Below are 26,730 nucleotides of genomic sequence, written 5' to 3' on the forward strand. Positions count from 1 at the left end.
CGGCCTTTTAACGAAGCCTGTAACGCTTAAATGACGCAGGCAATGTTCTTTTCGAATGGTTAACGGCGGTCAGCCGCCCTACCATTTGGAGAGAGATCATGAAAACCGTTGAAACCAACGCTGCAATCCAGGCCCCCGCGCTCCGTTTCTCCGCTGCCGCCAAGGCTGCCGTCAAGCAGGACGAACTGGCCGTTTCGGCAAATGGCCTTGAAAGCCTGACGCATGCACTAAGGTTCCGCTAAGGAATCGATCAGCATGTCTGCCTTGGCCGCCCTTAAAACGCTTGCCGCTGACCTCAAAAGATCGTCGGCAGGCGTCAACAGCTATCACGACCGATCGATGACCCCGGGGCAGACTTTTGCGGCGATCAAACCGCATCTGCGCGAAATCGGCATCACTCGCGTCGGCCTGTTGACCGGCCTCGACGTGCTGAACATCCCGGTTGCCTTCGCCACAAGGCCGAACAGCCACACGCTGTCGGTTTTCCAGGGCAAAGGCATCGACAAGGAAGCTGCGATGACCTCTGCGGCCATGGAGGCGATCGAGACTCGTATCGCTGAAATTGCGCCCGCAGATCTGAGGCTTGCCAGCCTCGACAACATGAAGGCGGAACGGACCGCCATGATCGACCTCGACAGCGTGGCGCGTTGTGCGCCGGACGAGATCGGCGATGGCCAAATCCCCTGGTGCTCTGGCTTCGATCTTCTTTCGGGCAGCACAGCCTTCGTGCCTTGGTGGCTAGTCGGCCTCGACCATCGCGGCGAGCGTCCCCCTGGCTTCGAGCAGTCGAGCGACGGGCTAGCGTCTGGTAATACGCCTGCCGAAGCCGTGTTGCACGGGCTCTGCGAACTCGTCGAGCGCGACGCGTGGGCGCTGACCCAGCTCAAATCCCCCGAACAGCTCAAGCAGAAACGCATCGATCCGCGCGCCTTCGGCGATGCCGTAATCGATGTCTTGGTCGATCGCATCCGCCAGGCCGGCATGCGCCTGCTACTGATCGACATGACCACAGATATCGGTGTCCCGGCTTTTCTTGCCGTCATCATTCCCGGCAATCTCTCGGACCGCGTCGATGCGCGCTGGGCGCAGGTCTGTGGCGGCTGCGGCTGCCATCCTGATCCGGTGCGCGCAGCTCTTCGCGCCATCACCGAAGCCGCCCAGAGCCGGTTGACGGCGATTGCCGGCAGCCGCGACGATTTCTCGCCGAAGATCTATCAGCGGATCGATCGCAGCGCCGGCATGCGCCAGGTCGTCGATCTCTGCAACAATGATGCGGTGCTGAAACCTTTCCCCATGCGCCGGCAGCGTCCCACAACGATCCAGGATACGATCCGCCACATTGCGGGCCGTCTGAGGGTTGCAGGCATTACCCAGATCATCGCCGTGCCATTATCACATCCCACCCTTCCGGTTTCCGTCGTGCGCGTTATCGTGCCGGGCCTTGAGGTCGATATCAGCGGCCAATACATCCAGCTCGGCCTGCGCGCCGTCAACGTCATCAGGGAGGCCGCGGCATGAAGATCCTCTTCGTCGGTCCGAGCCTCGCAAGCGAGATCGCGGAAGCGCGTAAGCAGCATCCCGATATCGCTTTCCGCCCGCCTGCCGCCTGCGGCGATATTCTGACCGCTGTGCAGGAAGGAGCGACCGCAATCGGTCTGATCGACGGCTATTTCGGCGATCTGCCATCCGTCTGGCACAAGGAAATCCTCTTTGCGCTGGAAAGGGGCGTTGCCGTTGCCGGTGGCTCCAGCATGGGGGCGCTGCGCGCCGCCGAATGCTCCGCCTTCGGCATGGTTGGCATCGGCTCGATCTTCGACGACTACGAATCCGGCAATCTCATCGATGACGAGGCAGTGGCGCTCGTCCATGCGCCGCAGGAGCTCGGCTGGCTGCCGCTTTCGGTTCCCTGGGTCGATTTCGAGCCGACGATCGAAAGCCTCTATGCCAAGGGTGACATTACCGTCAGCGAGCGTAAGAAGCTGCTGCTTGCTGGGCGCTTCCTGCATTTCTCCGAACGAACTTATGCCAAGGTGGTCGAAGCATCCAACTTTGCTCGTAAACCGCGACGCGACCAGATTTTGACTGCGATCCGCGCCAATCGCGTCGAACGCAAACGCGCCGACGCGAGGCTCGTGCTGGAATGGCTGCAAAAGGGAGAGTTTACGTCAGCAAAGCGTGACTGGAGCTTTGCCGCAACCTCGCATTTCGAGCTACTGCAGGCCGAAGTCACGCAGCAGATGCAGCCTGTAACGCTCGAATAACGGTTCCAAGCCCAAGGTATCCTGCATGGGGATATGACTGTTGTCGAGGGCGGGAACAATGTTCGAAAAAAAGGACCAGGGTACAGGCAGAGAATACGCAAGACTCTTCCGGCTGCTGTCGGCAGCCAAGGACGAGGCTGAAAAACTTCAGCTGCGCAACCTCATGCACCTGACAAACATGGCGCTGCTGCAGGTCGTCATCGATTGGGACGGCATCGATCCGGATAGGGAGCTCGATGCGAACCTCGAAAAACTCGTCGGCAGTAAAGCCAAGATCGCAATGAAGGACGCTGGCGAAAATCTGATCGTGATCGATCGCCATTAGCCCTGCTGCAGGGTGCGACTGAGCGCTAGAAAATCAGGCCGACGCGTTATTCCGCAGCGTCGACTTCACTCTGCTCTGTACTGGCAATCGCCTGGACGAGCTTGAGGATTTTCTTACGAAGCTGCTCGTTCTTGATTGAGAAAAAGGCAGCGTTGAGCTGGACGCCTTCACGCGAAATGACGAATTCTTCGCTCGGAGCGGGATTATCGTTTGCGTTGGCGGCAGGCGCAGTCAGATCGTCGAAGAAGGTTCTGACATCGACGTTCAGCGCGCCGGCGATTTCGACGAGCATGCTGGCAGAGACGCGATTAGAGCCCTTTTCGTATTTCTGGATCTGCTGGAAGGTCACGCCAACACGATCGCCCAGTTCCGTCTGAGAAACCTTTCTCAGCAGTCGCTGTATACGGATCGTCTTGCCGACGTGAACGTCCACGGAATGCGGTTCTTCTTTCATTTGATATTCCCTCCTGCGAAAACCGGACCAACAACTTACACGCCCGGCAACAACAACTTTTAGCCGAGTTAGTTCAACCTAGCAATTGTTTGGATGTAGTTTAGGTGGTCAAAACATCGCGGCATCCGAGAGCCCGTGCCGATTGCACGTGGTGACAGATCGCTTCAAGCGAGAATCCGGCAGAATTGAACCTTAAAAGCGCGAGCCTGGGCTAAAGTCAGAGCTTCCACAGACGCTGTGCGTTGCCGTGAAGGAGCCTCGAACGCTCTGTTTCCGCAGTCCCCGACAGCACCGCCTGGGTGGCTGCGACCCAGGTCGAAAGGCCGTCCGCCAGCGTGCAGACGGGCCAGTCGCTGCCCCAGACCACGCGGTCCCAGCCGAAGCTTGATACGACGTGCTCGATATAGGGCCGCAGATTTTCCGCCGTCCAGCTTTCCGGATCGGCATTGGTGACGATACCGGAAATCTTGGCGACCACATTGGGCCGGCGCGCGATTTCGGCAATACCGCGGCTCCAGGGCTCGAAGGCGTTCGACTTGATATCCGGGTTGCCGCAATGATCGAGCACGAACTGCACGTCGGGTGCGGCGTCAGCGAGCCCCACGACCTTGCCGACCTGATGCGGCAGCGTGCAGAGGTCGAAGGTCAGGCCGGTTCCGGAGAGCCTTCTGATATTCTCGCGGAAAAGCGCGCCTTCGGAGACATCATCAGGCACCACATGGAGCACGCGCCGGAAGCCCTTGACGAAGGGATCAGCCTCTTGGCGTTCCAGATAGCTGGCAAAGCCATCTTCTTCCGGCCGGCAGGAGACGATCGCGCCAGCCACCAGATCGCCGAGGCGGCGGATATAATCGGTCTCGGCCTGCATGTCGACCGGATCGACATCCACCTCCATATGCAGCACCTTGGTGATGCCGCAGCGTTTGGCTTCGGTCGCATAGGTCTCGTAGAGAAAATCGCGGTCGAGGGCTTGCACGTCGGCAAGCCAGGGATAATTCAGCGCCGACCGGTCGATGACATGCAGATGGGTGTCTATGAACACGCTCTTCTCCTCCAAAGAGTGGTTGGCGGAAACTATCGGTGGTGAATGGATTATTCAAATAGAAATTCTGGTGAATTTTAAGCGGGCATAGTCATCGTCGCGCCGGCGAGCTTCGAAAGCTCGGCCGCCGTATTCTGCACCATGCCGATCGCCTGCGTAATATCGGGCGCTGCCGGCGCATTGACCAGCGCGATGTAGGGGCAAGTCAGCGCTGCAATACTGCGCCCGTCCGGCCCGAGAATCGGTGCCGAGAGATTGTAAACGCCGGCTGTCTGGGCGCTTGCCATCATTTCGTAGCCGCGCTCGCGGATTTGGTTCAACCGCTTATAAAATTCCTGGCCGAGATCGGCGTCTTTGCGGCTGCGCACATGTTCCGAGATCATCATCTCGCGCTCTTCGTCGCTGCGAAAGGCGAGCAGGACGTGGCCCGAGCCGGTATCGAACAGGCTGATATGGGAACCGACGCGGATCGACAGGCCCCAATAGTCCGGCGCCTCCTGCTGGGCGATCACGACGGCGGCACCGCGGTCGAAGACGGCAAGATGGTTTGCCTGGCGCAAGCGTTGGGCGAGATCGCGCATCAGCGGCGTCGCATAGGAGGCAAGCCGGCGCACTGGCGCATGCAGCTGCGCCAAGCCGAAGAGCTTCAGGGTGAGAGAATAACGGTCGCCATCGAGCCTCGTCACGTAACCGCGCTTCACCAGACGGTCGAGCATTCGATAGAATTCATTCGGGCTGCGCTCCAGCCGCTTGGCGATTTCCGCCTGCGTCAGACCGCTATCGACGCTTGCCAGAAGTTCGAGAATATCGAGGCCCTTGTCGAGCGCCGGAGCGCGGTAGCGATCTGCCTCTTCGGTCTCCATTCTTCCCTCCTGTGAATATCATTCTGCATATACGCAGGCGGGCAGACGGAAAAGAAAAAGTTCGCGCTTGACCACAAGACAATCGTCTGTTTGTCTATAAACAGACAAATTAAGAGTGAGGATGTCGTTCGGCGTGGGACTTGTGCCGGACGGTCGCAGTTCCCGGAAAGGCTCGCCAAGGCGAGACAAAAATAAGATAACGGGAGAGGGAGGAAGACCATGCAGCGCATGGATATCGTGATCGTCCGCCTGGCGGGGCGTCGCCGCCTGAAAGGGCGCCCGATCGGGCGCGGCCTCCATCCCGACCGATCCTTTTGAGATAGAATTTCACTGCCACCGCCTGAACGCGAAAAATCCACAGAGGCCATGACATGACAAGCAATCTTTCCGCCAAGACCGTCCTCATCACCGCAGCCGGTCAGGGCATCGGCCGCGCCACCGCGCTTGCCTTCGCCGCAACCGGCGCCAAGGTGCATGCCACCGACATCAATACCGACGCGCTGGCGACCCTTGCGGCGGAGAGCAAGGTTTCGACACACAAGCTGAACGTCCTCGATGACGATGCGGTCAAGGCGCTGGTGGCCGAAATCGGCGCCGTCGATGTGCTCTTCAACTGCGCCGGCACCGTCCATAACGGCTCTGTGCTCGATATGAAGGATACCGATCTGGAATTTGCTTTCGATCTCAACGTCAAGGCGATGATCCGCACCATCCGTGCCGTGCTGCCGGGCATGCTGGAACGCAAGGATGGCGCAATCATCAACATGTCCTCGGTCGCCTCTAGCATCAAGGGCGTGCCAAACCGCTTCGCCTACGGCGTGACCAAGGCCGCTGTGATCGGGCTTACAAAATCGGTCGCTGCCGATTACGTGACGCAGGGCGTGCGCTGCAACTGCATCTGCCCCGGCACGGTGGAAAGCCCCTCGCTGCAGGACCGCATGCGCGCACAGGGTGATTACGATACGGCGCGCGCAGCCTTCATCGCCCGCCAGCCGATGGGCCGCCTCGGCACGCCGGAGGAGATCGCCGATCTCGCCGTCTACCTCGCCGGTGCGACCTACACATCCGGCCAGGCCTACGCTATCGACGGCGGTTGGACGATCTGAACCTTCGCATCGCCGGCTTCTTCGAAGGAAGATACCGGCCCCTCAACGGGAAGAAACATCATGACCCGCATCACCGACCTCCGCGTTGTCGACCTTCGCTTTCCCACCTCGCAAAGTCTCGATGGTTCAGATGCGATGAACCCGGATCCGGATTATTCCGCCGCCTATGTGATCCTGGAAACCGACAAGCCCGGGCTTGCCGGCCACGGCCTGACCTTTACCATCGGCCGCGGCAACGACATTTGCTGTGCGGCGATCGAAGCGATGCGGCATCTCGTCGTCGGCACCGAACTTTCAAACGTGATCGCTCACCCCGGCAAATATTGGCGGCATCTGACCAGCGACAGCCAGCTTCGGTGGATCGGCCCTGAAAAGGGCGCGATCCATCTGGCGACCGGCGCGATCGTCAACGCCGTTTGGGATCTGCTTGCCAAGGAGGCGGGCAAACCAGTCTGGCGCATCGTTGCAGACATGCCGGCCGAGGAGATCGCCGATATCGTCGATTACCGCTACCTCACCGACGTGCTGACGCGCGATGAGGCGATCGCCATCCTCAGACAAGCCGAGCCCGGCAAGGCGGCGCGCATCGCCACGCTCGAAAAGGAAGGGTATGCTTGCTACACGACCTCGGCCGGCTGGCTCGGCTACGAGGACGAGAAGCTGCGCCGGCTCTGCCAGGAGGCGATCGATGCTGGCTTCAACCACATCAAGATGAAGGTCGGCCGCGATCTGGAAGACGATATCCGCCGCTTGAGGATTGCCCGCGAGGTGATCGGTCCAGATCGTTACCTGATGATCGACGCCAACCAGGTCTGGGAGGTCGGCCAGGCGATCGACTGGGTCAAGCAGCTTTCCTTCGCAAAGCCTTTCTTCATCGAAGAGCCGACGAGCCCCGACGATGTCGCCGGCCACCGCAAGATCCGCCAGGGCATTTCCCCGGTGAAGGTCGCGACCGGCGAGATGTGCCAGAACCGTATCATGTTCAAGCAGTTCATCGCCGAGGGCGCGATCGACATCGTGCAGATCGATTCCTGCCGCATGGGCGGGCTGAACGAAGTGCTGGCGGTGCTGCTGGTGGCGGCCAAATTCGGCCTGCCGGTCTGGCCGCACGCCGGCGGTGTCGGGCTCTGCGAATATGTGCAACACCTGTCGATGATCGATTACGTGGCGGTATCAGGCACCAAGGATGGCCGCGTCATCGAATATGTCGACCACCTGCATGAACATTTCCTCGATCCCTGCATCATCAAGGACGCGGCCTATATGCCGCCGACCCGACCCGGGTTCTCAATCGAGATGAAGCCGGCCTCGATTGCCGGTTACACATTCAGCGGCTAGGGCGGGCGGCATCACGTCTTCTCGGCTGTCCGCTGGGGATAGGGCAATGCCGGTTATTGCGGAAACATCCCGGATCCTTTATAAGTTTGATCTACGAAGACGGGCTTGAAAGAGCCCACTTCGCGTGCTTCGGCAGCGTATTTCGCGTGTTCCTAACGCGCTGGTTTTTCATACATCTTTCATCGAAACGGAATCAAATAGACAGATTGATTCCGCCACAGACCTGTCCAATTTCCGGTACGCCCAACCACCGACAAAAGATGTCAGAGAGACTTTTTATCAGATCGGCGTTCCAGACAGACGTGATCTCGTCTTCCGGATTTCGAAACAGGCGCTCTTTGTCTTCGACGACGCCTCAGAGGATTGAGGCAATAAGGCCCTCGTCCCTTTGGTCATCACATCCTTTGCCGGCAAAGATTAGGAATCGGTAATAGCTGATTCTTCTCAATGGGATGCGCCAGGGACCGTCTGCCGGATCAAAACATCGGCTTTGCCGCAGCGATCGCAAAAATGATATGAGGATGGCACAGCATGGCAAGGCGAATTGAATTTCTGTTAACTATCGGAGATATCAGCGGAAATTGTAATCCTTCTGTCGTAAACTCATGATCGCGACCGCTGCCGCCAAAGCCTTGATCTGCTGGAGTAGCTTGCCAGAATCGCTCCGATCGGTAATCGTCACGGATAAACAGCCGTTTCTGGTGTTTTTCCGTGATGAAAGATTAGAGCGTGAGCAAGCCACAAAGGACTTCTCGGACCCTTCAACGTAGCGTCGACGAGACGATCGGCGCTCATGCGTCGACGATCAGTTCGCAGTTGCAGGCGATCAGCGAAGCCCTGTTTCCGCCGACCGCGAGCAAGACGCTGCGCCGCTTTACCTCCGGCGAGGCGGCCAAGCTGATCGGCGTCTCGGATTCGACCTTGCGCAAGATGACGCTTGCCGGCGAAGGCCCGCAGCCCGATGTCGGCAGCAACGGCCGGCGCCTCTATTCCCTGCGTCAGCTCAACGAACTGCGCGCCCTGCTTGCCGCGTCCGCCCGCGGCCGCGAGGCGCATGATTTCCTGCCGCGCCGCAAAGAGAACGAACATCTTCAGGTCATCGCCGTCACCAACTTCAAGGGCGGATCGGGCAAGACCACGACATCCGTACATCTGGCGCAATATCTTGCGCTGCAGGGTTACCGCGTGCTCGCTCTCGATCTCGATCCGCAGGCCAGCATGTCAGCGATGCTCGGCGTCATGCCGGAAACGGATGTCCGTTCGAACGAGACACTCTACGCAGCGATCCGCTACGACGAGGAGCGACGTCCCCTCTCAGAAGTCGTGCGCAAGACCTATTTCGATGGCCTTGATCTCATCCCCGGCAATCTCGAACTCATGGAATTCGAGCACACGACGCCGCGCGCGCTGATGCGCGGCTCCCGGGATGGCGAGGGCGTGTTCTTCATGCGCGTGGCCAAGGCGCTCGACGATGTCGCCGAGAACTATGATGTCGTGGTCCTCGATTGCCCGCCGCAGCTCGGATATTTGACGCTGAGCGGTCTTTGTGCCGCGACCTCGATGATCGTCACGGTACATCCGCAGATGCTGGATGTGGCCTCCATGAGCCAGTTCCTGCTGATGACGCATGACCTTCTTTCCGTCGTGCGCGAAGCCGGCGGCGAGCTCAACTACGATTTCATTCGATATCTGCTCACTCGATACGAACCTCAGGATGCGCCGCAGACGAAGGTGGCGGCTCTCCTACGCAATCTGTTTGATGATCACGTCATGATCAATGCGATGGTGAAATCGGCAGCGGTGTCCGATGCCGGCCTCACCAAGCAGACGCTTTATGAGATCGGCCGCGAGAACCTGACGCGCTCGACCTACGACCGCGCGATGGAAGCCCTCGATGCCGTCAACGGAGAGGTCGAGACGCTGATCCGGCAAGCATGGGGGCGCATATGACGTTCTGCCTCGTCGACGGCGATTTTTCCGGTTTCTTCGAGACGACCGCCCTGTTGGGAGCTCCCAACAGGGGTTACCGCCGTTTGTGCACTTTCCTGACATCCCTCCGTCCATCGGCAGCCCATAAGCGCGTTGGGAGCTCCCAACTGCGCTCTTTCGGCTTGCCGGCATCCGACTGGAAAGGAGAGAGTTGATGAGCCGACGCGATACCGTCAATTCGATCTTCATGCGCAAGGCCGATACGCCGACGCCATCTGCCGGTGTCGAGAAGAATCCGGACCGCGTGCGCACCGGCGCCGTCTCGGCCATGGGTGCATCACTGCAGGAAATGACCGAAGCGGCGCGCTCTGCCGGCCGGCTGCAGGCGCAGATTTCCTCTGGCTTCCACGTTCTGGACATCGAACCGTCGGATATTTCCAACTCCTCGATCAGCGACCGCATCCCGGTGGAGCGCGATGCTGATTTCGATGCGCTGGCAAAAAGCATTTCCGAGCACGGCCAGAAGGTGCCGATCCTGGTCCGTCCCGACCCTGAAAAGGAGGGGCACTACCAGATCGCTTACGGCCGTCGCCGCCTGCGTGCGGCCGCAAAGCTTGGGCTGAAGGTCAAGGCAATCGTTCAGAACTTGAGCGACAACGAACTGGTGATTGCCCAGGGCAAGGAAAATCTCGACCGGCAGGATCTCTCCTTCATCGAGAAGGCGCTGTTTGCCCTTCGTCTGGAAGAAGCCGGTTACCCACGTGATGTCATTATGGCGGCACTGTCGACCGACAAGGCCGATCTCAGCCGTTACATCTCTGTCGCCCGAGGCATACCACAGACCCTGATCCTGGCGATCGGCCCGGCGCCGAAGGCAGGTCGCGCACGTTGGTTGGCTCTCGTCGATGCCGTTTCTTCCGCGCCCAAGAAGGTCGAAGCGATCATCGAGGGCGAAGCCTTTGCCAATCTCGACAGCGATCAGCGCTTGCAACACCTGCTGTCGAAGATGGCGGTGCGCGATGCCAAGAAGGCGACAGGCGAGATCTGGAAAACACGGCAAGGACAGAGGGCAGCGCAAATCGAGCGCTCCGGCAACAAGACACGCATTACCTTTGACGAACGCATGGTGCCTGAATTTGCCGAGTATCTCACGACCCGGCTGGATGAACTCTTCGAGGAGTTCGGCGCCGTCAGGTCACAACGATAACTGCTGGCAGGCTGAGGCCTGCTGATGAAGATTTGACTGTTAGGAAAAGGAGCCAATAGGCAAAGAAAAAGGCCCCCGAACAAAACATCCGGAAGCCCTCTTCTCTCGTTTAGCACCCAGAGAATCGCACTTCCCGGAATCACTGTCAAGGTTTTTGAACGCCGTTTTGGCGGGCGCTGATGATTTGCCTTTGTATAAGGTGAACCACAATGGATACGGGATTTGTTACGACGCCATTCGGGCGGCGGCCGATGTCGCTTGCCTTGATGAAAGGTCAGCTTCAGGCCGAATCGGTTAAAGCAAGTAGGTCTGTCGACAAGTGGAAAGTCTTCCGCAACATCTGCGAAGCGCGTCCGCTGCTCGGCATTTCAGACCGTACGCTCGCCGTGCTGAATGCCCTTCTCTCTTTTTATCCCGAGAGCCATCTCTCCGGTGAGGCGAGCATGATCGTCTTTCCGTCTAACCGGCAATTGATGGTGCGGGCGCACGGCATCGCCGTCACCACGCTGCGCCGACACCTAGCCGCCCTGGTCGATGCCGGGCTTGTTATCCGCAAGGACAGCGCCAATGGAAAACGTTTTGCGCGCCGCAAGACCTCTGGTGAGGTAGAAGATGCCTATGGCTTCAGCCTAGTGCCGCTTCTTGCCCGCAGCGAGGAACTCGCCGCCATGGCTCAAAAGATCGAGACTGACCGGATGACACTCCGACGTGCGCGTGAGCGTCTGACGATCTGCCGTCGTGATGTTCGCAAACTTATCGATGCTGCACTCGACGAAGGCGTTCCCGGCAACTGGAACGACATCGAGGCTGCCTATACCCGCCACCTCGCATGTCTGCCCCGCAATCCTGACGCTTCTGCTCTGGACGGCGTGCGCCTGAAGCTCGAAGACCTTCGCGCCGACTTGGTCAATCTGTTGACGCGCTTCGATAATTCCAAAAAAATGAGCGCCAGTGTGGTCCAAAATGAACCGCACATACAGAATTCAGATAAAGACTCTCTTGAATTAGAATCTTCACCGACGGTGCAAGAGGACACGCTGCCACCAGCAACGGAAAAGGCTCACTCAACCGGACCCCAGAAAATCTTCCCTCTCGCCCTCGTTCTGCAGGCCTGCCCCCAGATCAATGATTACGCTCAAGGAGGATCGATCACCGGCTGGCGAGATCTCGTTACCGCAGCCGTTACCGTCCGCTCCATGCTCGGGATAACCCCGGAGACCTATGAGACAGCTTGCGGTACCCTCGGCCGCGAAAACGCCGCTATCGTCATCGCCTGCATGCTCGAACGGGCAACCCATATCAACTCGCCTGGCGGCTATCTGCGTGACCTGGCACGCAAGGGAGCGCGAGGAGAGTTCTCTCTTGGTCCGATGCTGATGGCTCTCGTACGCCATAACAAGCCGGTTTCGCAGAGGGCCTGAAGCGCCTGAGCATGATATCTGCCTGTCGCCACTGTCATTTGCACGGGGGATAGCCACAGGGAGTGATTTTGGTGCCCTCAACAGGAGGGTTGGAAGACGTATCCGCATGGCGGGAAAGGACAGGTGGCGGAAACGAACTCGGCTTTAACTTCCATGACCGTATGATATTCGTGTTGTTTCAATTGGTTGCGTGAAGCGCTGTTCCGAGAACCGGTGGCCGAATTGCCGCAACTGCCTGAGAAACAACGCATAAAGCGCTTCCCGGCCGGAAAGGGTCGTTGACGTGAATTGGCCCGAGACGGTAGGGCAAGGCAGGCCGTCGAAGGCCAAAAGAATGTGCGAAAGACGAGGACGGACTTGAAGCGGGCAGCGGATCTTTTCCTGGCTCTGGCAGCATCCCTGATCCTGATCGTTCCGATCGGGATCGTGGCACTTTGCGTACGCCTGACCTCACCGGGGCCGGTGCTTTACTGGTCGAACCGAGTGGGGCGCCGCAACGAGATATTCCGGATGCCGAAATTCCGCAGCATGCGGATCGACACGCCGACGGTCGCCACGCATCTGCTCGACGACCCTTCCCGCTATTTGACGCCGATCGGCGGCTTCTTGCGCAAGTCGAGCCTCGATGAACTGCCGCAGCTCTGGTGTATCCTGAAGGGTGAGATGAGCTTCGTCGGCCCGCGCCCGGCGCTCTACAATCAGGACGATCTTATCGCACTTCGGACGGCAGAAGGTGTCGATGCTTTGCTGCCGGGACTGACAGGGTGGGCGCAGGTCAATGGACGCGACGAACTGCCGATCCCCGAAAAGGTGAAGTTCGACGTCGATTACCTGCAGCGCCGCTCGTTCCTCATGGATATGCGCATCCTGGCAATGACCGTCGGCAAGGTATTGGGCAGCAAGGGCATAACCCATTGAGGCTACAAGCTAAGGTTATGAACAGGTTGCGTGCGCGACCACCGATTATTTCGGTTGCACTTAAGGTCGAAAAGGACAAGAAGAAATCAGGCTGGAATGATGGATGGGCAGTATAAACATGCATGATGATCCTTCACATGACGGATCAAAGACCAGCCAGTCCTGGATGTCGATGCAGGCACTGGTCGGGCCGCTCTTGGCGATGCCACGTCCGGCCAAGCGTATTCTTGCGCTGATCGTCGATTCCAGCCTTTGTGTTCTGACCATCTGGCTTGCCTATTGTTTCCGCCTGAACGAATGGACGGTGCTGACCGGGGTGCAGTGGCTCGCGGTTCTCGTATCGCTGTGTCTGGCCCTGCCGATCTTCGTCGTCATGGGCATGTACCGGGCGATCTTCCGCTATGCCGGCATTGCCGCTTTCCTGGCAGTGCTGAAGGCGATTGCGATCTATGGCGTTGCCTTTGCCACCATTTTCACCGCGCTTAGCGTTCCCGGCATTCCGCGTACCGTCGGCATCCTGCAGCCTTTCCTGTTGCTGATCGCAATCGGCCTTTCGCGCCTCGGCATCCGCTACTGGCTTGGCGACACCTATCAGCGCATCCTGCACAAGGGCGCGATGGCAAAGGTGCTGATCTATGGCGCGGGCAGTTCCGGCCGGCAACTGGCCGCTGCACTGACAAACAGTGCAGAGCTCAATGTCGTCGGTTATCTCGATGATGATCCGAAGCTCAAAGGCGGCATCATGGGCGGCCTGCCGATCTATGATCCCTCCGACCTGACCGAACTGGTCCAGACGCTGAATGTCCATAACGTGCTTCTGGCTTTGCCATCGGCATCGCGCCAGCGCCGCAACGAGATCCTCGAGCAAATCCGCAAGGCGCGGGTGAACGTCCGCACGCTGCCGGATATGACGGCACTTGCGCAGGGCCGTATTGCCGTTTCGGATATCCGCGAACTCGAAATCGAAGACCTGCTCGGCCGCGAGGCCGTGGCGCCGCGCCAGGAATTGCTCGACAAGGCCACACTCGGCAAGGTCGTGATGGTGACAGGGGCCGGCGGCTCGATCGGCAGTGAGCTCTGCCGCCAGATCCTACGCAGCAGCCCGACTCATCTCATCCTCGTCGAGCAGAACGAATACGCCCTTTATGCGATCCACGGCGAGCTGCAGAAGCTTTCGGAAGTGTACGAGCAGCAGAAGGTGCAGATCGTGCCGATCCTCTGTTCGGTGCGTGACCGCGACCGCATGGAACACATCATCATGAGCTGGCGCCCGCAGGCGCTCTATCATGCAGCTGCCTACAAACATGTGCCGCTCGTCGAGCAGAATGCGGTAGAAGGCATCAAGAACAATGTCATGGGCACGCTGATCACAGCACAGGCTGCCGAAAAATACGGTGTGTCGAACTTCGTGCTGATCAGCACCGACAAGGCGGTGAGGCCGACCAACGTAATGGGCGCCAGCAAGCGCCTTGCCGAAATGGTGCTGCAGGCGCTTTCTGCCGAACGGGCGGCCAACCGCACCCACACTAATTTCTCCATGGTCCGCTTCGGCAATGTGCTGGGTTCCTCCGGTTCCGTCGTGCCTCTGTTTCGCCAACAGATCCGGGATGGCGGGCCGGTGACCCTGACGCATCCCGATATTACCCGCTACTTCATGACGATCTCGGAGGCTTCTCAGCTCGTCATCCAGGCCGGGGCCATGGCCGATGGCGGCGATGTCTTCCTGCTCGATATGGGCGAACCGGTGCGCATTGCCGATCTAGCGCGCCGGATGATCGATCTTTCCGGCCTGACGGTGCGCAGTGAGGATAATCCTGAAGGCGATATCGAGCTTTCGGTCACCGGTCTCAGGCCCGGCGAAAAGCTCTACGAAGAACTGCTGATCGGCGACAATCCCGAGACGACGCAGCATCCCCGCATCATGAAGGCGCGCGAGGATTTCCTCTCCTGGCCGGAACTTTCCAAACGCCTTAGGGCACTCGATGCAGCGCTGGATCGCAACGACATACCGGCCGCCCGCCTGATGCTTGCCGAACTCGTCTCCGGCTATGCCTCGACCGGCGAGGTGACCGATCTGGCGCTGAGTGCTGCTGAGGCCAATACGGCCGCGTAGTCGGAGCCTGGCTTTGTGCCGGGCTTCTTCGAAATGTTCGTCCGCTTCCCGTTCGGTCGGAAAGTCGCTCAGTCTACGAAGTCGACGACGACGCCGGGCTTCACCATGCCGGCAAGCTCCTCGACATCCCAGTTTGTCAGCCGCACGCAGCCGTGCGAACCGGCCTTGTCGATCAGCGAAGGCTCCGGCGTTCCATGGATGCCGTAGGTCGGCTCGGAGAGGTCGATCCAGACCGTCCCGACCGGGTTGTTGGGTCCGCTCGGCAACTTCAGGAGCTCCTTGTTATGACCCTGCTGAAAATTGATCTTGGGATTGTAGGTGTATTTGGGGTTTCGGGCGACGCCGTTTACCTTGTGGTGACCAGTCGGTGAGGGGTTATCTTCGCTGCCGATCGTCGCCGGGTAGACTGCAAGAACAGATCCGTCGTCGGCAAAGGCCAGAACCTCGCCGCTTTTGCGGCGAGCCTCGATACGCTTGACCTTCCCCGTTCTTGGCGCGCCGATGACCGTGACCGAAATTGTTTCGCCCGGATCGAATCGAGCGCCGTGGTTTAATGCCTTCAAAAGATCGATGTCCATGTGAAAGCGCTCGGCCAGCCGCTCGGCGACGCTCGTGTAGCCGAGATGTTTCATCTTTGCTTGTTTGGCGTAGTCCTTCGGAATGGTCTCGACGAGATCGGCGGCATCATCCTGCGCAATGACATAGGAACCGATCACCTGTTGATCGTCCTGCAGCCGGGAGAGCATCTGCGGATCGGGCTTTCCGTCGACCGGAAGACGCTGCATGATCTCGAAACCGGCAATCGCCTTGACGACGTTTTCACCGTAAAAGCCATCGATCACGCCGGGGGAGGCGCCGGCGCGGTCCAGCAGAACCTGAAGATGGATGATTGCCGGATCCGGCGTCGTCGATCGTTCTTTCGGAGGGTCTGGGGAGATGTCGTTGATCGACGCGTCATTGATGGTCCCGGCCGCAAGTTGCTGGGCGTTGCCGACGCCGTAGATTGCAAGCGATATGAAGCCGCTGACGAGCATGAATTTGATCATGCTGTTTAAGCGATATCGGATGAAAAGGTTCCTTCAGGGCCTCTGGCGATACCAAATTCGGTTCTTTGGAACAATCAGATCAGACTGCAACAATCAGCTCACTCGAGCTTTCTGCTGGCCGGTGCAACAGGCCTGCGGCATTCCCGCTTTCATCGCAGGGCCGAGGTGTTGCTTAGGCGCACGAAGCTCATGGAAATATGGGAGCGGCGGATATAGGCGGCAGCGCTGACGTCGCCGATTTCGACAGCGGTGCGGATTTCCGCGATCTCACGAGCAAAGACTGCGACTTCTTCGGCAAGATCCATATGCGAAATGGACTTCAGCCAGATGCGGGCAGTCTGATAATACAGGCGTTCTGAAATCTCCCGCAGCGGTTCGTTTTCGGTGAGGCGCATAAGCGCGTGGAAAAGATCGATGTTGAGCTGGGCGAAATTTCGCGGATCGGGACGGGCAACCAGCTCGACGCCGCGTGCTTCGAGTTCGTGAAAAAGGCGGATCGTCTCCTGGCTCGGCGGGACAGGCGAGAGCTTGCCGACGAGTTCGGCCAATTCCATTCTCAGCTGGTAAACCTGGGCGAAAGCACCGATCTCGACATCGGTGACGATCGTGCCGACGCCTTGGACCGAGCGCAGAAGCCCTTGCGATTCCAGCCAGCCCAGAACACGGCGCACCGGCGTGCGGCTGATGCCGAATTCGGCGGCGAGCGCTTCCTCGCTCAGCCGGGTGCCCGGTGGATAATCGAGCATGCAGATCCGGCCTCTGAGGATCGAATAAATCCGCTGGAAGCGCTCGCGGGCCGCGTTGACCTGCGTTTCATCGGTTCCGGTCGGCTTTGCCGATCTCGCCATTGCCTCGTCGACTTTCGTCTCGTGATCCTGCATGGTGCGGTGACCCCTCCAACGGCTGCACCGTCGCCTTCCTCAGGCGGTGAGCCTCTGCTTCAATCCGCTTAGCATATCCAGACACGCCTTCAACTGCGCGCAACTGATGAATTCGTCCGGCTTGTGGGCCTGATCGATCGAGCCCGGTCCGCAAACGACAGTGGAAATGCCAAGTTTCTGGAAAAGGCCGGCTTCCGTTCCGAAAGAGACGACATCGGCCGTCGTTGCGCCCGTCAGAGCCGAAACGATGGCGCGCGCCTCGTTGTCGGTCACGGGTTCCAGCCCGTCGATCTCGCCGACGACATGCGTATGGATGCAGGCTGACGGCGAAACGGCGCGCATCGAGGGCAGAAGCACTTCTTCGCAATAGGCGGCGATGCGACGTTTCACGTAGTCGACATCGGCCCCTCGCACCGGGCGCATTTCCCATTCGACGGCGCAATGACCGGCAATCACGTTTCGCGCCTTTCCACCTTCGATCCGTCCGGCCTGTATCGTCGTCCAGGGAGGTGTGAAGGGGCTCGACGGCACGGTTTGGCGAAGCTCGCCACCGATCTCGAGGAGCCGACCGATATAGCGCACGGCATATTCGATCGCGTTGACCCCGAGATCAGGATTGGATGCGTGACCCTCCAGCCCTGTAAATTCGGTCGTATATTCGTAGCAGCCCTTGTGTCCCTCGATGATCCGCATGTCGGTGGGCTCGCCGATGATGGCGACAGAAGGCTTGATCCCCCGGCGCGCCAGCTCGGTAACGAGCTGCTGGCCGCCGAGACAACCCACTTCCTCATCGTAAGTGAAAGCGAAGTGAATGGGCCTTTTGAGATTCAGGCTCGCATAGTCGGGCGCCATGGCAAGCGCGGCGGCGATGAAGCCCTTCATGTCGCAGGCGCCGCGTCCATAGATCAGGCCGTCGGCCTCGCGCGCCGAAAACGGGTCGGACTGCCACTCGCTCTCATCGGCAGGCACGACATCTGTATGGCCGGACAGAACGATACCGCCATCGCAGTCCGGGCCGATCGAGGCAAAGAGATTTGCCTTGAGGCCGGTTGCGTCCTTCGTCAGAAAAACACGCGCGCCGGATTGGCTCAGCCGTTCGGCGGCATAGTCGATCAGCGTCAGGTTGCTGTCTGACGAGACGGTCGGAAAGGCGATGAGATCGGATAAAATCGATCGGGTTGCTTCAAGCGACATGCATCAATCCTTGACGAAAAGCTTGCGCGGCCGGTCGCACAGGCATTCGGCCGCGCCGTTTTCGCGGATGAGGATCGTCTCGGTGATCTCCATGCCCCAATCCTGCATCCAAAGCCCCGGCATGAAGTGGAAGGTCATGCCCGGCTGCAGCACGGTCTGATCCTCTTCGCGCAACGAGATCGTGCGTTCGCCCCAGTCCGGCGGATAGGAAAGCCCGACCGGATAGCCGCAGCGTGCGCCGCGCTCGATACCGGCGCGTTCGAGCGGCGCAGCAAGGGCATTGGCGATATCGCAGGCGCGGTTGCCGGCACGTGCCGCTTCCAACCCGGCTTCCAGCCCCTCGACGAGAGCTTTTTCGGCCTCCAGCAGGAAGGCCGGCGGTGTGCCGAGGAAGACTGTCCGGCAGAAGGGCACGTGATAGCGGCGGTAGCAGCCGGCGATCTCGAAGAAGGTGGCCGTTCCGCCTTCCGTCTCGCGACCGTCCCAGGTGAGGTGCGGGGCGGCAGCATCGGATCCGCTCGGCAAAAGGGGGACGATCGCCGCGTAATCGCCCCAGGCGTCGTCCGTCCCGCGCACGGCGTCGCCGAGAATGTCGGCGACGAGTTCGTTCTTTTTCAGTCCGGGCCGCATGCGTTCGACGATGCCGTCGACAATCTTTTCGGAAATGCGGGCGGCCTTGCGCATGAAGGCGATCTCTTCGCCGCTCTTGACGGTGCGCTGCCAGTTGACGAGGGCGGTCGCATCGATGAGATCGGCCGCCGGCAGCTCGTCCTTCAGCGTCAGATAGGCCTTGGCGGAGAAATAGTAGTTATCGAATTCGAGGCCGACCCGTTTGGTCCCATATCCTTTTTCGCGCAGGATCGCCGCCAAGGTCTGCATCGGGTGGCGCTCGGTCGACTGCACGTAGTTGTCTGCGTAGAAAGTCACCTGGCCGTCGTCCATCCAGACGGTGCGGTAGGCACCGTTGGCATCCTGCCTGCGACCCCACCAGATCGGGTCCTCGTCGTGAAAAACGATGACGCCCTGATGCACGTAGAAGGACCAGCCGTCATAGCCCGTCAGCCAGGCCATGTTCGAGGGATCCTCGACGAAGAGAACGTCGATCCCCTTTGCTGCCATGGCGGCACGGGTTTTTGTCAGCCGGCGGGAAAACTCGTCCCGCGAGAAGGGAAGGCGCTTGGCGATCATCGGTCCTCCGAAAGTCAACGAATTAGGCAAATGCTGGATTTGTGTACAAGTGCACGAGAATGAGGCTATATTCGGTAAAAAAATGCAAGAAAAATATTGACACACCCATAAATTCGATGCTGTTGTGTACAACATAAGAAAACACGTGTGGAACCAGCAGAGAAAAAAACGGGAGCAAGCGAATGAAACGGAGCATGTTCAAAACGGCGTTGGCGACGGCAATCCTCGTCTCCGTCGGCGCCTCGGTGGCGGGTGCAGTCACGCTGAAGGAAGTGCAGGATCGCGGCTTTATCCGCGTCGCGGTCGCCAACGAAATTCCTTATGGCTTTATGGACCCCAGCGGGGCGGCAAAGGGAGCAGGCCCGGACGTTGCCACAGCCGTGCTCGGCAAGCTCGGCATTTCGGCCGATAACATCCAGTGGGTGGTTACTAATTTCTCCTCGCTGATCCCCGGCCTGCAGGCCAATCGCTTCGACATGACGGCGAGCGAGATGGCGATCCGGCCGGAACGCTGCCAGAAGGTCATCTATTCCGAGCCCAATACGTCCTACGGTGAGGGCCTGCTGGTCGCCAAGGGCAATCCGAAGGGTCTGAGCGGCTATTCCGATTTTTCCAAGGGCGGCATGAAGGTCGCGATCATGGCCGGTGCCGACCAGCTTCACATGATGCAGGCGCTTGGCGTGCCGGAAGCCAACATCGTCACGATCGCGGCTAACTCCGATGCGATCTCGACCGTCTCGACCGGTCGCGCCGATGCCTATGCGGCAACCGGCCTGACCGCAAGCGAACTTGCCGGCAAGAGCGACAAGGTCCAGATCGTCGATAAGTTCAAAGACCCGGTCGTCGATGGCAAGGAAGTGCGAAGCTGGGGTGGTTTCAACTTCAATTCCAGTTCCACCGATCTGCGCGATGCCTTCAACAAGGAACTCGAAGCCTTCAAGAAGACCGATGAGTGGAAGAAGATCCTCTCCGGCTACGGCTTTACCCCGGCAGACATCGAAGGTTCGTCGGCCAAGACGACCAAGGAGCTCTGCGCTATGTAATCCGCACGGATTGCATCGGTCGATACGGCTGGCCGAGGCGGATTTCGCAAAGCTCCGGTCGCTGCCGTTTCGACGTGAGCCACCTTAAAACCGATGGGGAACGCTGCGGATGCACTGGACGGACTATCTCGGCCCTCTCATGGAGGGTGCCTGGATCACCATCGAGCTCACCGTCTATTCGACGATACTCGGCGGACTCTTCTCGTTCCTGTTCGGCATCGGGAAGCTGTCCGGCAACTGGTTCATCAGGGGCTTCTCGATCGTCTATATCGAGGTCTTTCGCGGCACGTCACTTCTGGTCCAGCTGTTCTGGCTCTATTTCGCCCTGCCGATCGCCGGCGATATGGTCGGTCTCGACCTTCGGCTGCCACCGGTCGCAGCCGGGGTTCTGGCGCTTGCGCTCAACATCGGCGCTTATGGTGCCGAGGTGGTTCGCGGCGCAATTGAGGCTGTCAGCCGCAATCAGTACGAGGCGGCAACCGCGCTGAACTTCACCTCGCGTCAGGCGCTTTTCCGGGTGGCTCTGCCGCAGGCTGTTCCGGAAATGATGCCCAGTTTTTCCAATCTGGCGGTCCAGAACCTCAAGGACACGGCGCTCGTCTCGCTCGTCAGCCTCGCCGATCTTGCCTTCAAGGCCGAGCAGCTGCGCAACTTCTATCAGGATTCCACAACGATCTACACGATCATCCTGTTCATGTATTTCGGCATGGCGCTTGTCCTGTCACTTGCCATGCGCATGCTCGAAAACGCCCTTGGCCGCTGGCGCGGCGTGAGGAGGTAGCCGGATGCTGTTCGGATATGAATGGGATACGACCCACGGCGAGCTGGCCTTCGCGCTCTCGATCCTGCCGATATTGCTGCGCGGGCTCGTCGTCACCATCGAGGCCTCGATCCTCGGCTTTTTCGTCGCCATGGTGATCGGGCTGGTCCTCGCCGTCCTCAAGGGCGCGCCGTCGCGCGTCGTTTCCTGGCCTGCCACCTTCGTCACGGAATTCATCCGCGATACCCCGCTGCTCGTGCAGCTGTTCTTCCTCTATTACGTGCTGCCCGACTACGGCATCGTCCTGCCGGCTTTCATGACCGGGGCGCTGGCGCTCGGTATACAGTACAGCGCCTATACGTCGGAGGTCTATCGCGCCGGCATCGATGCGGTGCCGCACGGCCAACACGAGGCATCCAAGGCGCTCGATCTGCCGCCGCACCGGTCCTTTACCCATATCATCCTGCCACAAGCCATTCCGCGCATCATCCCGGCACTCGGCAACTATCTCGTGTCGATCATGAAGGACGTGCCGGTGCTGTCGGTCGTCACCGTGCTCGAGATGCTGAACGTCGCCAAGATCATCGGCGATCAGACGTTCGACTATCTGGTGCCGCTATCGATGGTCGGCGGGATCTATCTGCTCCTGACGATCCTCGCCTCCGCGCTCGTGCGGTATGTCGACATCAACCTCCCGAAGAGAGGAATTCCGCTAAGATGAGCGAGCCGGTCATTGTCTTCGACAAGGTCAAGAAGTCCTATGGCGATTTCGTCGTCATCAACGACCTGGATTTCAGCGTCTCCCCGGGCGAGAAAGTCACCATCATCGGCCCCTCGGGCTCGGGCAAGTCGACCGTGCTGCGCATCCTGATGACACTCGAAAAGATCAATGGCGGCGCGGTCTATGTCGGCGGCGATCCGCTGTGGCACGAGCGGAAGAACGGTGCCCTTGTGGCAGCCGGCGAAAACCACCTTCGCGGCATGCGCAAGCAGCTCGGCATGGTCTTCCAGCAGTTCAATCTGTTTCCGCATATGACAGTGTTGCGCAACCTTATGGAAGCGCCGCGCGTGGTGCTTGGTCTGTCGAAAACCGAGGCGAAGGAGCGGGCGGAGGAGCTGCTTCAACTCGTCGGTCTGACGGACCACGCCCACAAGTTTCCCGGCCAGCTTTCCGGCGGCCAGCAGCAACGCGTCGGGATCGCGCGTGCCCTTGCCATGCGCCCGCGCATCATGCTCTTCGACGAACCGACCTCGGCGCTTGACCCGGAACTCGTCGGCGAGGTGCTGACTGTCATTCGCCGGCTTGCCTCCGAGCACGATCTGACCATGCTGATGGTGACGCATGAAATGCGCTTTGCGCGTGAGATCTCGGACCGTGTCTGCTTTTTCGACAAGGGCAAGATTCACGAGGAGGGAACGCCTGCCGAAATCTTCGGCAATCCGCAGAAGGAGCGCACGCAGCAGTTCTTAAGGGCGGTCACGGAGGGCCAATGAGCGGAGGCGACCCGATCACGCTTGCCGACGTGCTGGCGGCGCGCGCCCGGATCGCCAAAGATGCGGTCCGCACCCCGCTCGTTCCATCCATCTTCATGACGCAGAAGTCGGGACGCGATTTTCTGCTGAAGCTGGAGATCGCCCAGCCGGTTGGCGCCTTCAAGATCCGCGGGGCGGCCAATGCGATCGCCCGCCTGCCGGCCGAAACGCAAGGCGTCGTCTGCTGCTCGACCGGCAATCACGGGCGCGGCGTTGCTTACGCCGCCCGCGCCAGAGGCATTAGGGCCGTCGTGTGCATGTCGTCGCTGGTGCCGCAGGCCAAAGTCGACGGCATCCGGGCGCTCGGCGCAGACATACGCATCGTCGGCCGGAGCCAGGACGACGCGCAGGCCGAAAGCAGCCGTCTCTGTGCGGAAGAGGGCTTCGTCGAGATACCGCCCTTCGATCATGCCGACGTGATTACCGGGCAGGGGACGATCGGGCTGGAGATGCTGGAGGACCGTTCCGATATCGCCTCGCTGCTGATCCCTTTGTCCGGCGGGGGGCTTGCAGCCGGTGTGGCGCTGGCGGCCAAGGCCATCAATCCGAAGATCCGCACGATCGGAATTTCCATGGACCGGGGAGCTGCGATGGTTGCCTCGATTTCCGCCGGCAGGCCGGTGGAGGTGGAAGAGGTGGCAAGTCTTGCAGATTCGCTCGGCGGCGGCATCGGCCTCCACAACCGCCTCACCTTCGATCTTTGCAGGGATCTTCTCGACGAGACGGTGCTGATCGGCGAGGCGGACATCTACAACGCCATGCAGGTGGTCTACCACGAGGAGCGCATCGTGGCCGAGGGTGCCGGCGTGGTCGGCCTTGCCGCAGTTCTCTCGGGCAAGGTCGCGCTGCCCGAAGGACCGGCTGCGACCATCCTCACCGGCCGCAATCTCGACATGCCGACCTTTACCCGGATCGTCTCGGGCGAACCGGTGACGCTCGGCGGCACTCTTCTGGAAGGACGGCGCTATGGCGCATGACATCATGATCCTGACGGAGACGGAACTGCGCAAGGCGGTTCGTCTCGATCTTAACGCAGTCGATGTCGTCGAGGACGCCTTCAAGGCATTGGCGACGGGTGACGTTATCATGCCGCCGATCCTGTCGATGGCGATCCCTGCGGTCAACGGCGAGGTCGACGTGAAGACGGCGTATATTCCGGGTTTCGATGGTTTCGCCATCAAGGTGAGCCCGGGTTTCTTCGACAATCCGAAGATCGGCCTGCCGAGCCTCAACGGTCTGATGATCCTCTTCTCCGCCACCACAGGTCTCGTCGAAGCGCTGCTATTGGACAATGGCTACCTGACGGACATCCGCACGGCGGCCGCCGGAGCCGTGGCCGCCCGCCATCTGGCGCCCGCGCAGGTCGAGACGGCCGGAGTGATGGGAACCGGCGTCCAGGCCCGCCTGCAAATTCAAGCGGCTCATCTCGTGCGCCCATTCGGCAGGGTTCTCGTTTGGGGCCGTGACCTGGCCAAGGCAGAAATCTGCGCCAGCGATATCGCCCGCACGCTCGGTATCGAGGCCATGGTCGAGGCAGATCCGGCGCGGCTGGTTGCCGAAAGCCAGCTGGTCGTCACGACCACGCCGTCGTTCCAGCCGATCCTGAAGGCTGAATGGTTGCATCCCGGCCTTCATATCACGGCGATGGGCTCCGATCAGTCGGAGAAGAACGAGATCGATCCGAAGGCGCTCGTTGCGGCGCACGCCTATATCTGCGACCGCGTCAGCCAGTGCGAGATCTTGGGCGAGCTCAGAAGCGCCGTCGCCGCCGGCCTCTGGCAGAAAGCAGCACCTGCCGAACTCGGCGCCGTGGCGAGCGGGCTCGCTGCCGGCCGCCTCAGCCAGGCGGATATCACCATCTGCGATCTCACCGGCACCGGCGCGCAGGACACCGCGATCGCAACCTTTGCCCGCCGGCTGTGTGCTGCAGCCGCCGCCGGAACGGTGATGGAGGTCTGAGGTGGTCTTGATCACGCCTTCCTGTTGCGGCACATCGCCATGCTGAAGCTCGACAGCCGCGACATCGAGATTCTCAAGGTGCTCTCGCGGGAAGCGCGCATCTCCAAGGCGGAGCTTGCAAGCCGTATCAACCTCTCACCGAGCCCCTGTTGGGAGCGGCTGAACCGGCTGGAAAAGGCGGGCATCATTCGTAGCTATCGGGCTGACATCAGCCTGAAGCCGATAGCCGCAAGCGTTACCGTCTTCGTGACCGTCGAACTGGAACGACATCGATCGCAGGCTTTCCAAATGTTCGAGCGCACCGTCAAGACAAGGGAGGAGATCGTCGGTTGCTGGGCGATCGGCGGTGGGTTCGATTATCTGCTGCAGATCGTTAGCCGCGATGTCGACAGCTATCAGCGGCTGATGGATACGCTCCTGGACGAGCCGCTGGGGCTTGCGCGCTATTACAGCTACATCGTCACCAAGCCGGTCAAGGAGCAGGCACCATTGCCCTTCGATCTGTTGCTTGCGGAATGGACAGACGAAAACGCCGGCGCGGGTGGCGAATAGAGATGCTCTCTCTGCCGGCGAGGCCGCCAGAAGAGACTTCGTCTGCGGCTCATGCGCGACATTGGAGCCGCAGAAAACGCAGCAAGAGACAGATCATGACCCATTCCGCCGACGTTGCGAAATCGCCTCTCACGGGCTTCGACGATAACCGACTGATCCGGCAGTTTTCCTATATCGGCGGACGCTGGATGGCTTCTGCCGGCAACAGGACCTTCGCGGTGACCGATCCTGCGACCGGCGCATGGCTTGGTGACGTGGCCAGCCTGTCGGCGCAGGAAAGCGCTGCGGCGGTCGATGCGGCCGCACGCGCCTTTCCGGCCTGGGCCCGCGCGCTGCCCCAGGAGCGCTCGCGTCTTCTGCGGCGCTGGTTCGAGCTCATCCTGGCGCATCGACGGGATCTCGCCCGCCTGATGGTTGTCGAACAGGGCAAGCCGATCTCCGAGGCAAAGGGCGAGATCGACTACGCGGCCTCTTTCGTGGAGTATTATGCCGAACAGGCCAAACGGCCCGATATTACTGGCGTGACGTCTCATCTGCCCGATGCGGAGATGGAGGTCTGGCTGGAGCCGGTCGGTGTTGCAGCGCTTGTCACGCCCTGGAACTTTCCGTCCGCGATGCTGACCCGAAAGGCAGCGGCAGCGCTTGCGGCGGGCTGCGCCGTCGTCGCTCATCCGAGCCACGAGACACCCTATTCGGCACTGGCCTTGGCGGAACTCGCCGAACGGGCGGGCTTGCCGGCAGGTGTCTTCAATGTCGTCACAGGGGATGCCGCAACTGTGGTCGAACCCTGGCTCGTCGATCCGCGCGTGCGAGCTCTCTCCTTCACCGGCTCGACGGAAATCGGACGGCTGCTCTACGCCCGCTCGGCTGGCACGGTCAAACGCCTGGTGCTGGAACTCGGCGGTCACGCCCCTTTCCTCGTCTTTGCCGATGCCGATATGGACAAGGCGGTCGACGAGGCGGTCAAGGCGAAGTTCGCAACGTCAGGTCAGGACTGTCTGGCCGCCAATCGCTTCCTGGTGGAACGCCCCGTCTATGGTGAATTCTGCCGCCGGTTCACCGAGCGCGTCGGCGCCTTGACGGTCGGAGCGGGCCTCGACGACCCCGACATCGGCCCGCTGATGAATGCCCGCGCAATCGCCAAGCTGGAGGAGCAGGTGGCCGATGCGCTGCAGGCCGGCGCACGCCTGCTGACGGGTGGCAGACGGCATGACAAGGGACCGCTCTTCTTTGAGCCAACGGTGCTTGCCGACGTGCCGGACGGAGCATCGATCATGCGGGAGGAGACATTTGGCCCGGTGGCAGCCGTTGCGCCCTTCGACACCGAGGAAGAGGCGCTGCAGCGCGCCAACGATACCGAATATGGCCTGGTCGCCTACCTGCACACCAGCGATCCGCGACGGATCTACAGGGCAAGCCGGGCGCTGCAATATGGGATGGTCGCCGTGAACCGGACGAAAGTCACGGGCGCCCCTATCCCCTTCGGCGGAATGAAACAGTCTGGAATCGGCCGCGAAGGCGCTCTGCATGGAATGCACGCTTTCATGGACATGAAATATGTCTGCCGCGACTGGGCATAACAGCAAAGGAACGAATT

Annotated in this window: 26 protein-coding genes; 19 read left to right on the forward strand and 7 right to left on the reverse strand. The window is 60.3% G+C overall.

What is annotated here, in order from left to right:
* Positions 1-98: 98 nt before the first annotated feature.
* Genes FHT78_RS06870 through FHT78_RS06885 form a run of 4 tightly spaced genes read left to right on the forward strand, consistent with a single transcriptional unit; the run spans position 99 to position 2,586 of the window.
* Positions 99-242: a hypothetical protein gene (locus FHT78_RS06870; protein WP_183741968.1), complete on the forward strand. Its 144-nt coding sequence runs from the start codon at positions 99-101 to the stop codon at positions 240-242.
* A gap of 13 nt (positions 243-255) precedes the next feature.
* Positions 256-1,518, forward strand: coding sequence for a YcaO-like family protein (locus FHT78_RS06875; protein WP_183741970.1), 1,263 nt, complete (start codon positions 256-258; stop codon positions 1,516-1,518).
* Positions 1,515-2,261, forward strand: coding sequence for a TfuA-like protein (locus tag FHT78_RS06880; RefSeq protein ID WP_183741972.1), 747 nt, complete (start codon positions 1,515-1,517; stop codon positions 2,259-2,261). Before FHT78_RS06875 ends, FHT78_RS06880 begins: the two co-directional genes overlap by 4 nt.
* Positions 2,262-2,319: 58 nt before the next feature.
* Positions 2,320-2,586 (forward strand): hypothetical protein, encoded by a 267-nt coding sequence (locus tag FHT78_RS06885; protein ID WP_183741974.1) that lies wholly within the window; start codon positions 2,320-2,322, stop codon positions 2,584-2,586.
* Between the two features lie 46 nt (positions 2,587-2,632).
* Here the strand turns inward: FHT78_RS06885 and FHT78_RS06890 are convergent, their stop codons facing one another.
* The 3 genes from FHT78_RS06890 to FHT78_RS06900 all read right to left on the reverse strand — a co-directional run bounded on the left by FHT78_RS06890 (position 2,633) and on the right by FHT78_RS06900 (position 4,945).
* Entirely contained in the window at positions 2,633-3,040 is a 408-nt protein-coding gene (locus FHT78_RS06890; protein ID WP_183741976.1) for a helix-turn-helix transcriptional regulator, read from the reverse strand.
* A gap of 217 nt (positions 3,041-3,257) precedes the next feature.
* On the reverse strand, positions 3,258-4,082 hold the full coding sequence (locus FHT78_RS06895; RefSeq protein ID WP_183741978.1) for an amidohydrolase: 825 nt from the start codon (positions 4,080-4,082) through the stop codon (positions 3,258-3,260).
* Positions 4,083-4,159: 77 nt separating this feature from the next.
* Positions 4,160-4,945 carry an IclR family transcriptional regulator gene (locus FHT78_RS06900; protein WP_183741980.1) on the reverse strand — a complete coding sequence of 262 codons (786 nt, stop codon included), beginning with the start codon at positions 4,943-4,945 and terminating at the stop codon, positions 4,160-4,162.
* A 371-nt stretch (positions 4,946-5,316) separates the two neighbouring features.
* On the opposite strand from FHT78_RS06900, the gene FHT78_RS06905 reads away from it, so the two are divergent.
* The 7 genes from FHT78_RS06905 (at position 5,317) to FHT78_RS06935 (ending at position 14,977) form a co-directional block, all read left to right on the forward strand.
* The gene (locus tag FHT78_RS06905; protein ID WP_183741982.1) at positions 5,317-6,051 is read left to right on the forward strand and encodes an SDR family oxidoreductase; all 735 of its coding nucleotides are present in this window, start codon (positions 5,317-5,319) and stop codon (positions 6,049-6,051) included.
* Positions 6,052-6,111: 60 nt separating this feature from the next.
* A complete protein-coding gene (locus FHT78_RS06910; protein ID WP_183741984.1) occupies positions 6,112-7,389 on the forward strand; it encodes an L-fuconate dehydratase in 1,278 nt (425 codons plus the stop codon).
* Positions 7,390-8,118: 729 nt separating this feature from the next.
* A complete protein-coding gene (gene repA / locus FHT78_RS06915; protein WP_183741986.1) occupies positions 8,119-9,339 on the forward strand; it encodes a plasmid partitioning protein RepA in 1,221 nt (406 codons plus the stop codon).
* A gap of 193 nt (positions 9,340-9,532) precedes the next feature.
* Complete coding sequence (gene repB / locus FHT78_RS06920) at positions 9,533-10,525, forward strand: plasmid partitioning protein RepB (protein ID WP_183741988.1); 993 nt, start codon at positions 9,533-9,535, stop codon at positions 10,523-10,525.
* 209 nt (positions 10,526-10,734) lie between these two features.
* A complete protein-coding gene (repC, locus tag FHT78_RS06925) occupies positions 10,735-11,946 on the forward strand; it encodes a plasmid replication protein RepC (RefSeq protein WP_183741990.1) in 1,212 nt (403 codons plus the stop codon).
* A gap of 357 nt (positions 11,947-12,303) precedes the next feature.
* On the forward strand, positions 12,304-12,864 hold the full coding sequence (locus FHT78_RS06930; RefSeq protein WP_183741992.1) for a sugar transferase: 561 nt from the start codon (positions 12,304-12,306) through the stop codon (positions 12,862-12,864).
* A 166-nt stretch (positions 12,865-13,030) separates the two neighbouring features.
* Positions 13,031-14,977 carry a nucleoside-diphosphate sugar epimerase/dehydratase gene (locus tag FHT78_RS06935; RefSeq protein ID WP_183743399.1) on the forward strand — a complete coding sequence of 649 codons (1,947 nt, stop codon included), beginning with the start codon at positions 13,031-13,033 and terminating at the stop codon, positions 14,975-14,977.
* Between the two features lie 68 nt (positions 14,978-15,045).
* Here FHT78_RS06935 and FHT78_RS06940 read toward each other — a convergent pair whose 3' ends face one another.
* The 4 genes from FHT78_RS06940 to FHT78_RS06955 form a co-directional block, all read right to left on the reverse strand.
* Positions 15,046-16,023 (reverse strand): L,D-transpeptidase, encoded by a 978-nt coding sequence (locus tag FHT78_RS06940; protein ID WP_183741993.1) that lies wholly within the window; start codon positions 16,021-16,023, stop codon positions 15,046-15,048.
* A 149-nt stretch (positions 16,024-16,172) separates the two neighbouring features.
* Positions 16,173-16,904 (reverse strand): GntR family transcriptional regulator, encoded by a 732-nt coding sequence (locus tag FHT78_RS06945; protein ID WP_246715176.1) that lies wholly within the window; start codon positions 16,902-16,904, stop codon positions 16,173-16,175.
* Between the two features lie 39 nt (positions 16,905-16,943).
* Positions 16,944-18,098, reverse strand: coding sequence for an acetylornithine deacetylase (gene argE / locus FHT78_RS06950; RefSeq protein ID WP_183741995.1), 1,155 nt, complete (start codon positions 18,096-18,098; stop codon positions 16,944-16,946).
* A gap of 3 nt (positions 18,099-18,101) precedes the next feature.
* Positions 18,102-19,286, reverse strand: a complete 1,185-nt coding sequence (locus FHT78_RS06955; protein ID WP_183741997.1) for a M24 family metallopeptidase — start codon at positions 19,284-19,286, stop codon at positions 18,102-18,104.
* A 182-nt stretch (positions 19,287-19,468) separates the two neighbouring features.
* Here FHT78_RS06955 and ehuB point away from each other — a divergent pair, with 182 nt between their 5' ends.
* The 8 genes from ehuB to FHT78_RS06995 all read left to right on the forward strand — a co-directional run bounded on the left by ehuB (position 19,469) and on the right by FHT78_RS06995 (position 26,713).
* Positions 19,469-20,329 carry an ectoine/hydroxyectoine ABC transporter substrate-binding protein EhuB gene (gene ehuB / locus FHT78_RS06960; RefSeq protein WP_183741999.1) on the forward strand — a complete coding sequence of 287 codons (861 nt, stop codon included), beginning with the start codon at positions 19,469-19,471 and terminating at the stop codon, positions 20,327-20,329.
* Between the two features lie 109 nt (positions 20,330-20,438).
* Positions 20,439-21,110: an ectoine/hydroxyectoine ABC transporter permease subunit EhuC gene (ehuC, locus tag FHT78_RS06965; RefSeq protein ID WP_183742001.1), complete on the forward strand. Its 672-nt coding sequence runs from the start codon at positions 20,439-20,441 to the stop codon at positions 21,108-21,110.
* A gap of 4 nt (positions 21,111-21,114) precedes the next feature.
* Positions 21,115-21,810, forward strand: coding sequence for an ectoine/hydroxyectoine ABC transporter permease subunit EhuD (gene ehuD / locus FHT78_RS06970; protein WP_183742003.1), 696 nt, complete (start codon positions 21,115-21,117; stop codon positions 21,808-21,810).
* A complete protein-coding gene (gene ehuA, locus FHT78_RS06975) occupies positions 21,807-22,583 on the forward strand; it encodes an ectoine/hydroxyectoine ABC transporter ATP-binding protein EhuA (RefSeq protein WP_183742004.1) in 777 nt (258 codons plus the stop codon). The genes ehuD and ehuA overlap by 4 nt, the downstream gene beginning before the upstream one ends.
* Complete coding sequence (gene eutB, locus FHT78_RS06980; RefSeq protein WP_183742006.1) at positions 22,580-23,599, forward strand: hydroxyectoine utilization dehydratase EutB; 1,020 nt, start codon at positions 22,580-22,582, stop codon at positions 23,597-23,599. The genes ehuA and eutB overlap by 4 nt, the downstream gene beginning before the upstream one ends.
* Positions 23,589-24,581: a cyclodeaminase gene (locus FHT78_RS06985; RefSeq protein WP_183742008.1), complete on the forward strand. Its 993-nt coding sequence runs from the start codon at positions 23,589-23,591 to the stop codon at positions 24,579-24,581. The genes eutB and FHT78_RS06985 overlap by 11 nt, the downstream gene beginning before the upstream one ends.
* A 39-nt stretch (positions 24,582-24,620) precedes the next feature.
* Positions 24,621-25,133 carry an Lrp/AsnC family transcriptional regulator gene (locus FHT78_RS06990; protein ID WP_183742010.1) on the forward strand — a complete coding sequence of 171 codons (513 nt, stop codon included), beginning with the start codon at positions 24,621-24,623 and terminating at the stop codon, positions 25,131-25,133.
* A 95-nt stretch (positions 25,134-25,228) separates the two neighbouring features.
* Positions 25,229-26,713, forward strand: a complete 1,485-nt coding sequence (locus tag FHT78_RS06995; RefSeq protein ID WP_183742011.1) for an NAD-dependent succinate-semialdehyde dehydrogenase — start codon at positions 25,229-25,231, stop codon at positions 26,711-26,713.
* Positions 26,714-26,730: the final 17 nt, after the last annotated feature.

Source organism: Rhizobium sp. BK196, assembly GCF_014193255.1.
GTDB lineage: Bacteria > Pseudomonadota > Alphaproteobacteria > Rhizobiales > Rhizobiaceae > Rhizobium.

Bases quoted from the DNA above. Each gene is read 5' to 3' on its own strand.
- FHT78_RS06940 (WP_183741993.1), bottom strand. From the start codon at position 16,023: ATGATCAAATTCATGCTCGTCAGCGGCTTCATATCGCTTGCAATCTAC.
- FHT78_RS06905 (WP_183741982.1), top strand. From the start codon at position 5,317: ATGACAAGCAATCTTTCCGCCAAGACCGTCCTCATCACCGCAGCCGGT.
- repC (WP_183741990.1), top strand. From the start codon at position 10,735: ATGGATACGGGATTTGTTACGACGCCATTCGGGCGGCGGCCGATGTCG.
- FHT78_RS06890 (WP_183741976.1), bottom strand. From the start codon at position 3,040: ATGAAAGAAGAACCGCATTCCGTGGACGTTCACGTCGGCAAGACGATC.
- ehuB (WP_183741999.1), top strand. From the start codon at position 19,469: ATGAAACGGAGCATGTTCAAAACGGCGTTGGCGACGGCAATCCTCGTC.
- FHT78_RS06875 (WP_183741970.1), top strand. From the start codon at position 256: ATGTCTGCCTTGGCCGCCCTTAAAACGCTTGCCGCTGACCTCAAAAGA.
- ehuC (WP_183742001.1), top strand. From the start codon at position 20,439: ATGCACTGGACGGACTATCTCGGCCCTCTCATGGAGGGTGCCTGGATC.
- FHT78_RS06900 (WP_183741980.1), bottom strand. From the start codon at position 4,945: ATGGAGACCGAAGAGGCAGATCGCTACCGCGCTCCGGCGCTCGACAAG.
- FHT78_RS06995 (WP_183742011.1), top strand. From the start codon at position 25,229: ATGACCCATTCCGCCGACGTTGCGAAATCGCCTCTCACGGGCTTCGAC.
- FHT78_RS06885 (WP_183741974.1), top strand. From the start codon at position 2,320: ATGTTCGAAAAAAAGGACCAGGGTACAGGCAGAGAATACGCAAGACTC.
- FHT78_RS06880 (WP_183741972.1), top strand. From the start codon at position 1,515: ATGAAGATCCTCTTCGTCGGTCCGAGCCTCGCAAGCGAGATCGCGGAA.
- ehuD (WP_183742003.1), top strand. From the start codon at position 21,115: ATGCTGTTCGGATATGAATGGGATACGACCCACGGCGAGCTGGCCTTC.
- eutB (WP_183742006.1), top strand. From the start codon at position 22,580: ATGAGCGGAGGCGACCCGATCACGCTTGCCGACGTGCTGGCGGCGCGC.
- FHT78_RS06990 (WP_183742010.1), top strand. From the start codon at position 24,621: ATGCTGAAGCTCGACAGCCGCGACATCGAGATTCTCAAGGTGCTCTCG.
- FHT78_RS06935 (WP_183743399.1), top strand. From the start codon at position 13,031: ATGTCGATGCAGGCACTGGTCGGGCCGCTCTTGGCGATGCCACGTCCG.
- repB (WP_183741988.1), top strand. From the start codon at position 9,533: ATGAGCCGACGCGATACCGTCAATTCGATCTTCATGCGCAAGGCCGAT.
- argE (WP_183741995.1), bottom strand. From the start codon at position 18,098: ATGTCGCTTGAAGCAACCCGATCGATTTTATCCGATCTCATCGCCTTT.
- FHT78_RS06955 (WP_183741997.1), bottom strand. From the start codon at position 19,286: ATGATCGCCAAGCGCCTTCCCTTCTCGCGGGACGAGTTTTCCCGCCGG.
- FHT78_RS06870 (WP_183741968.1), top strand. From the start codon at position 99: ATGAAAACCGTTGAAACCAACGCTGCAATCCAGGCCCCCGCGCTCCGT.
- FHT78_RS06985 (WP_183742008.1), top strand. From the start codon at position 23,589: ATGGCGCATGACATCATGATCCTGACGGAGACGGAACTGCGCAAGGCG.
- FHT78_RS06945 (WP_246715176.1), bottom strand. From the start codon at position 16,904: ATGCAGGATCACGAGACGAAAGTCGACGAGGCAATGGCGAGATCGGCA.
- FHT78_RS06910 (WP_183741984.1), top strand. From the start codon at position 6,112: ATGACCCGCATCACCGACCTCCGCGTTGTCGACCTTCGCTTTCCCACC.
- ehuA (WP_183742004.1), top strand. From the start codon at position 21,807: ATGAGCGAGCCGGTCATTGTCTTCGACAAGGTCAAGAAGTCCTATGGC.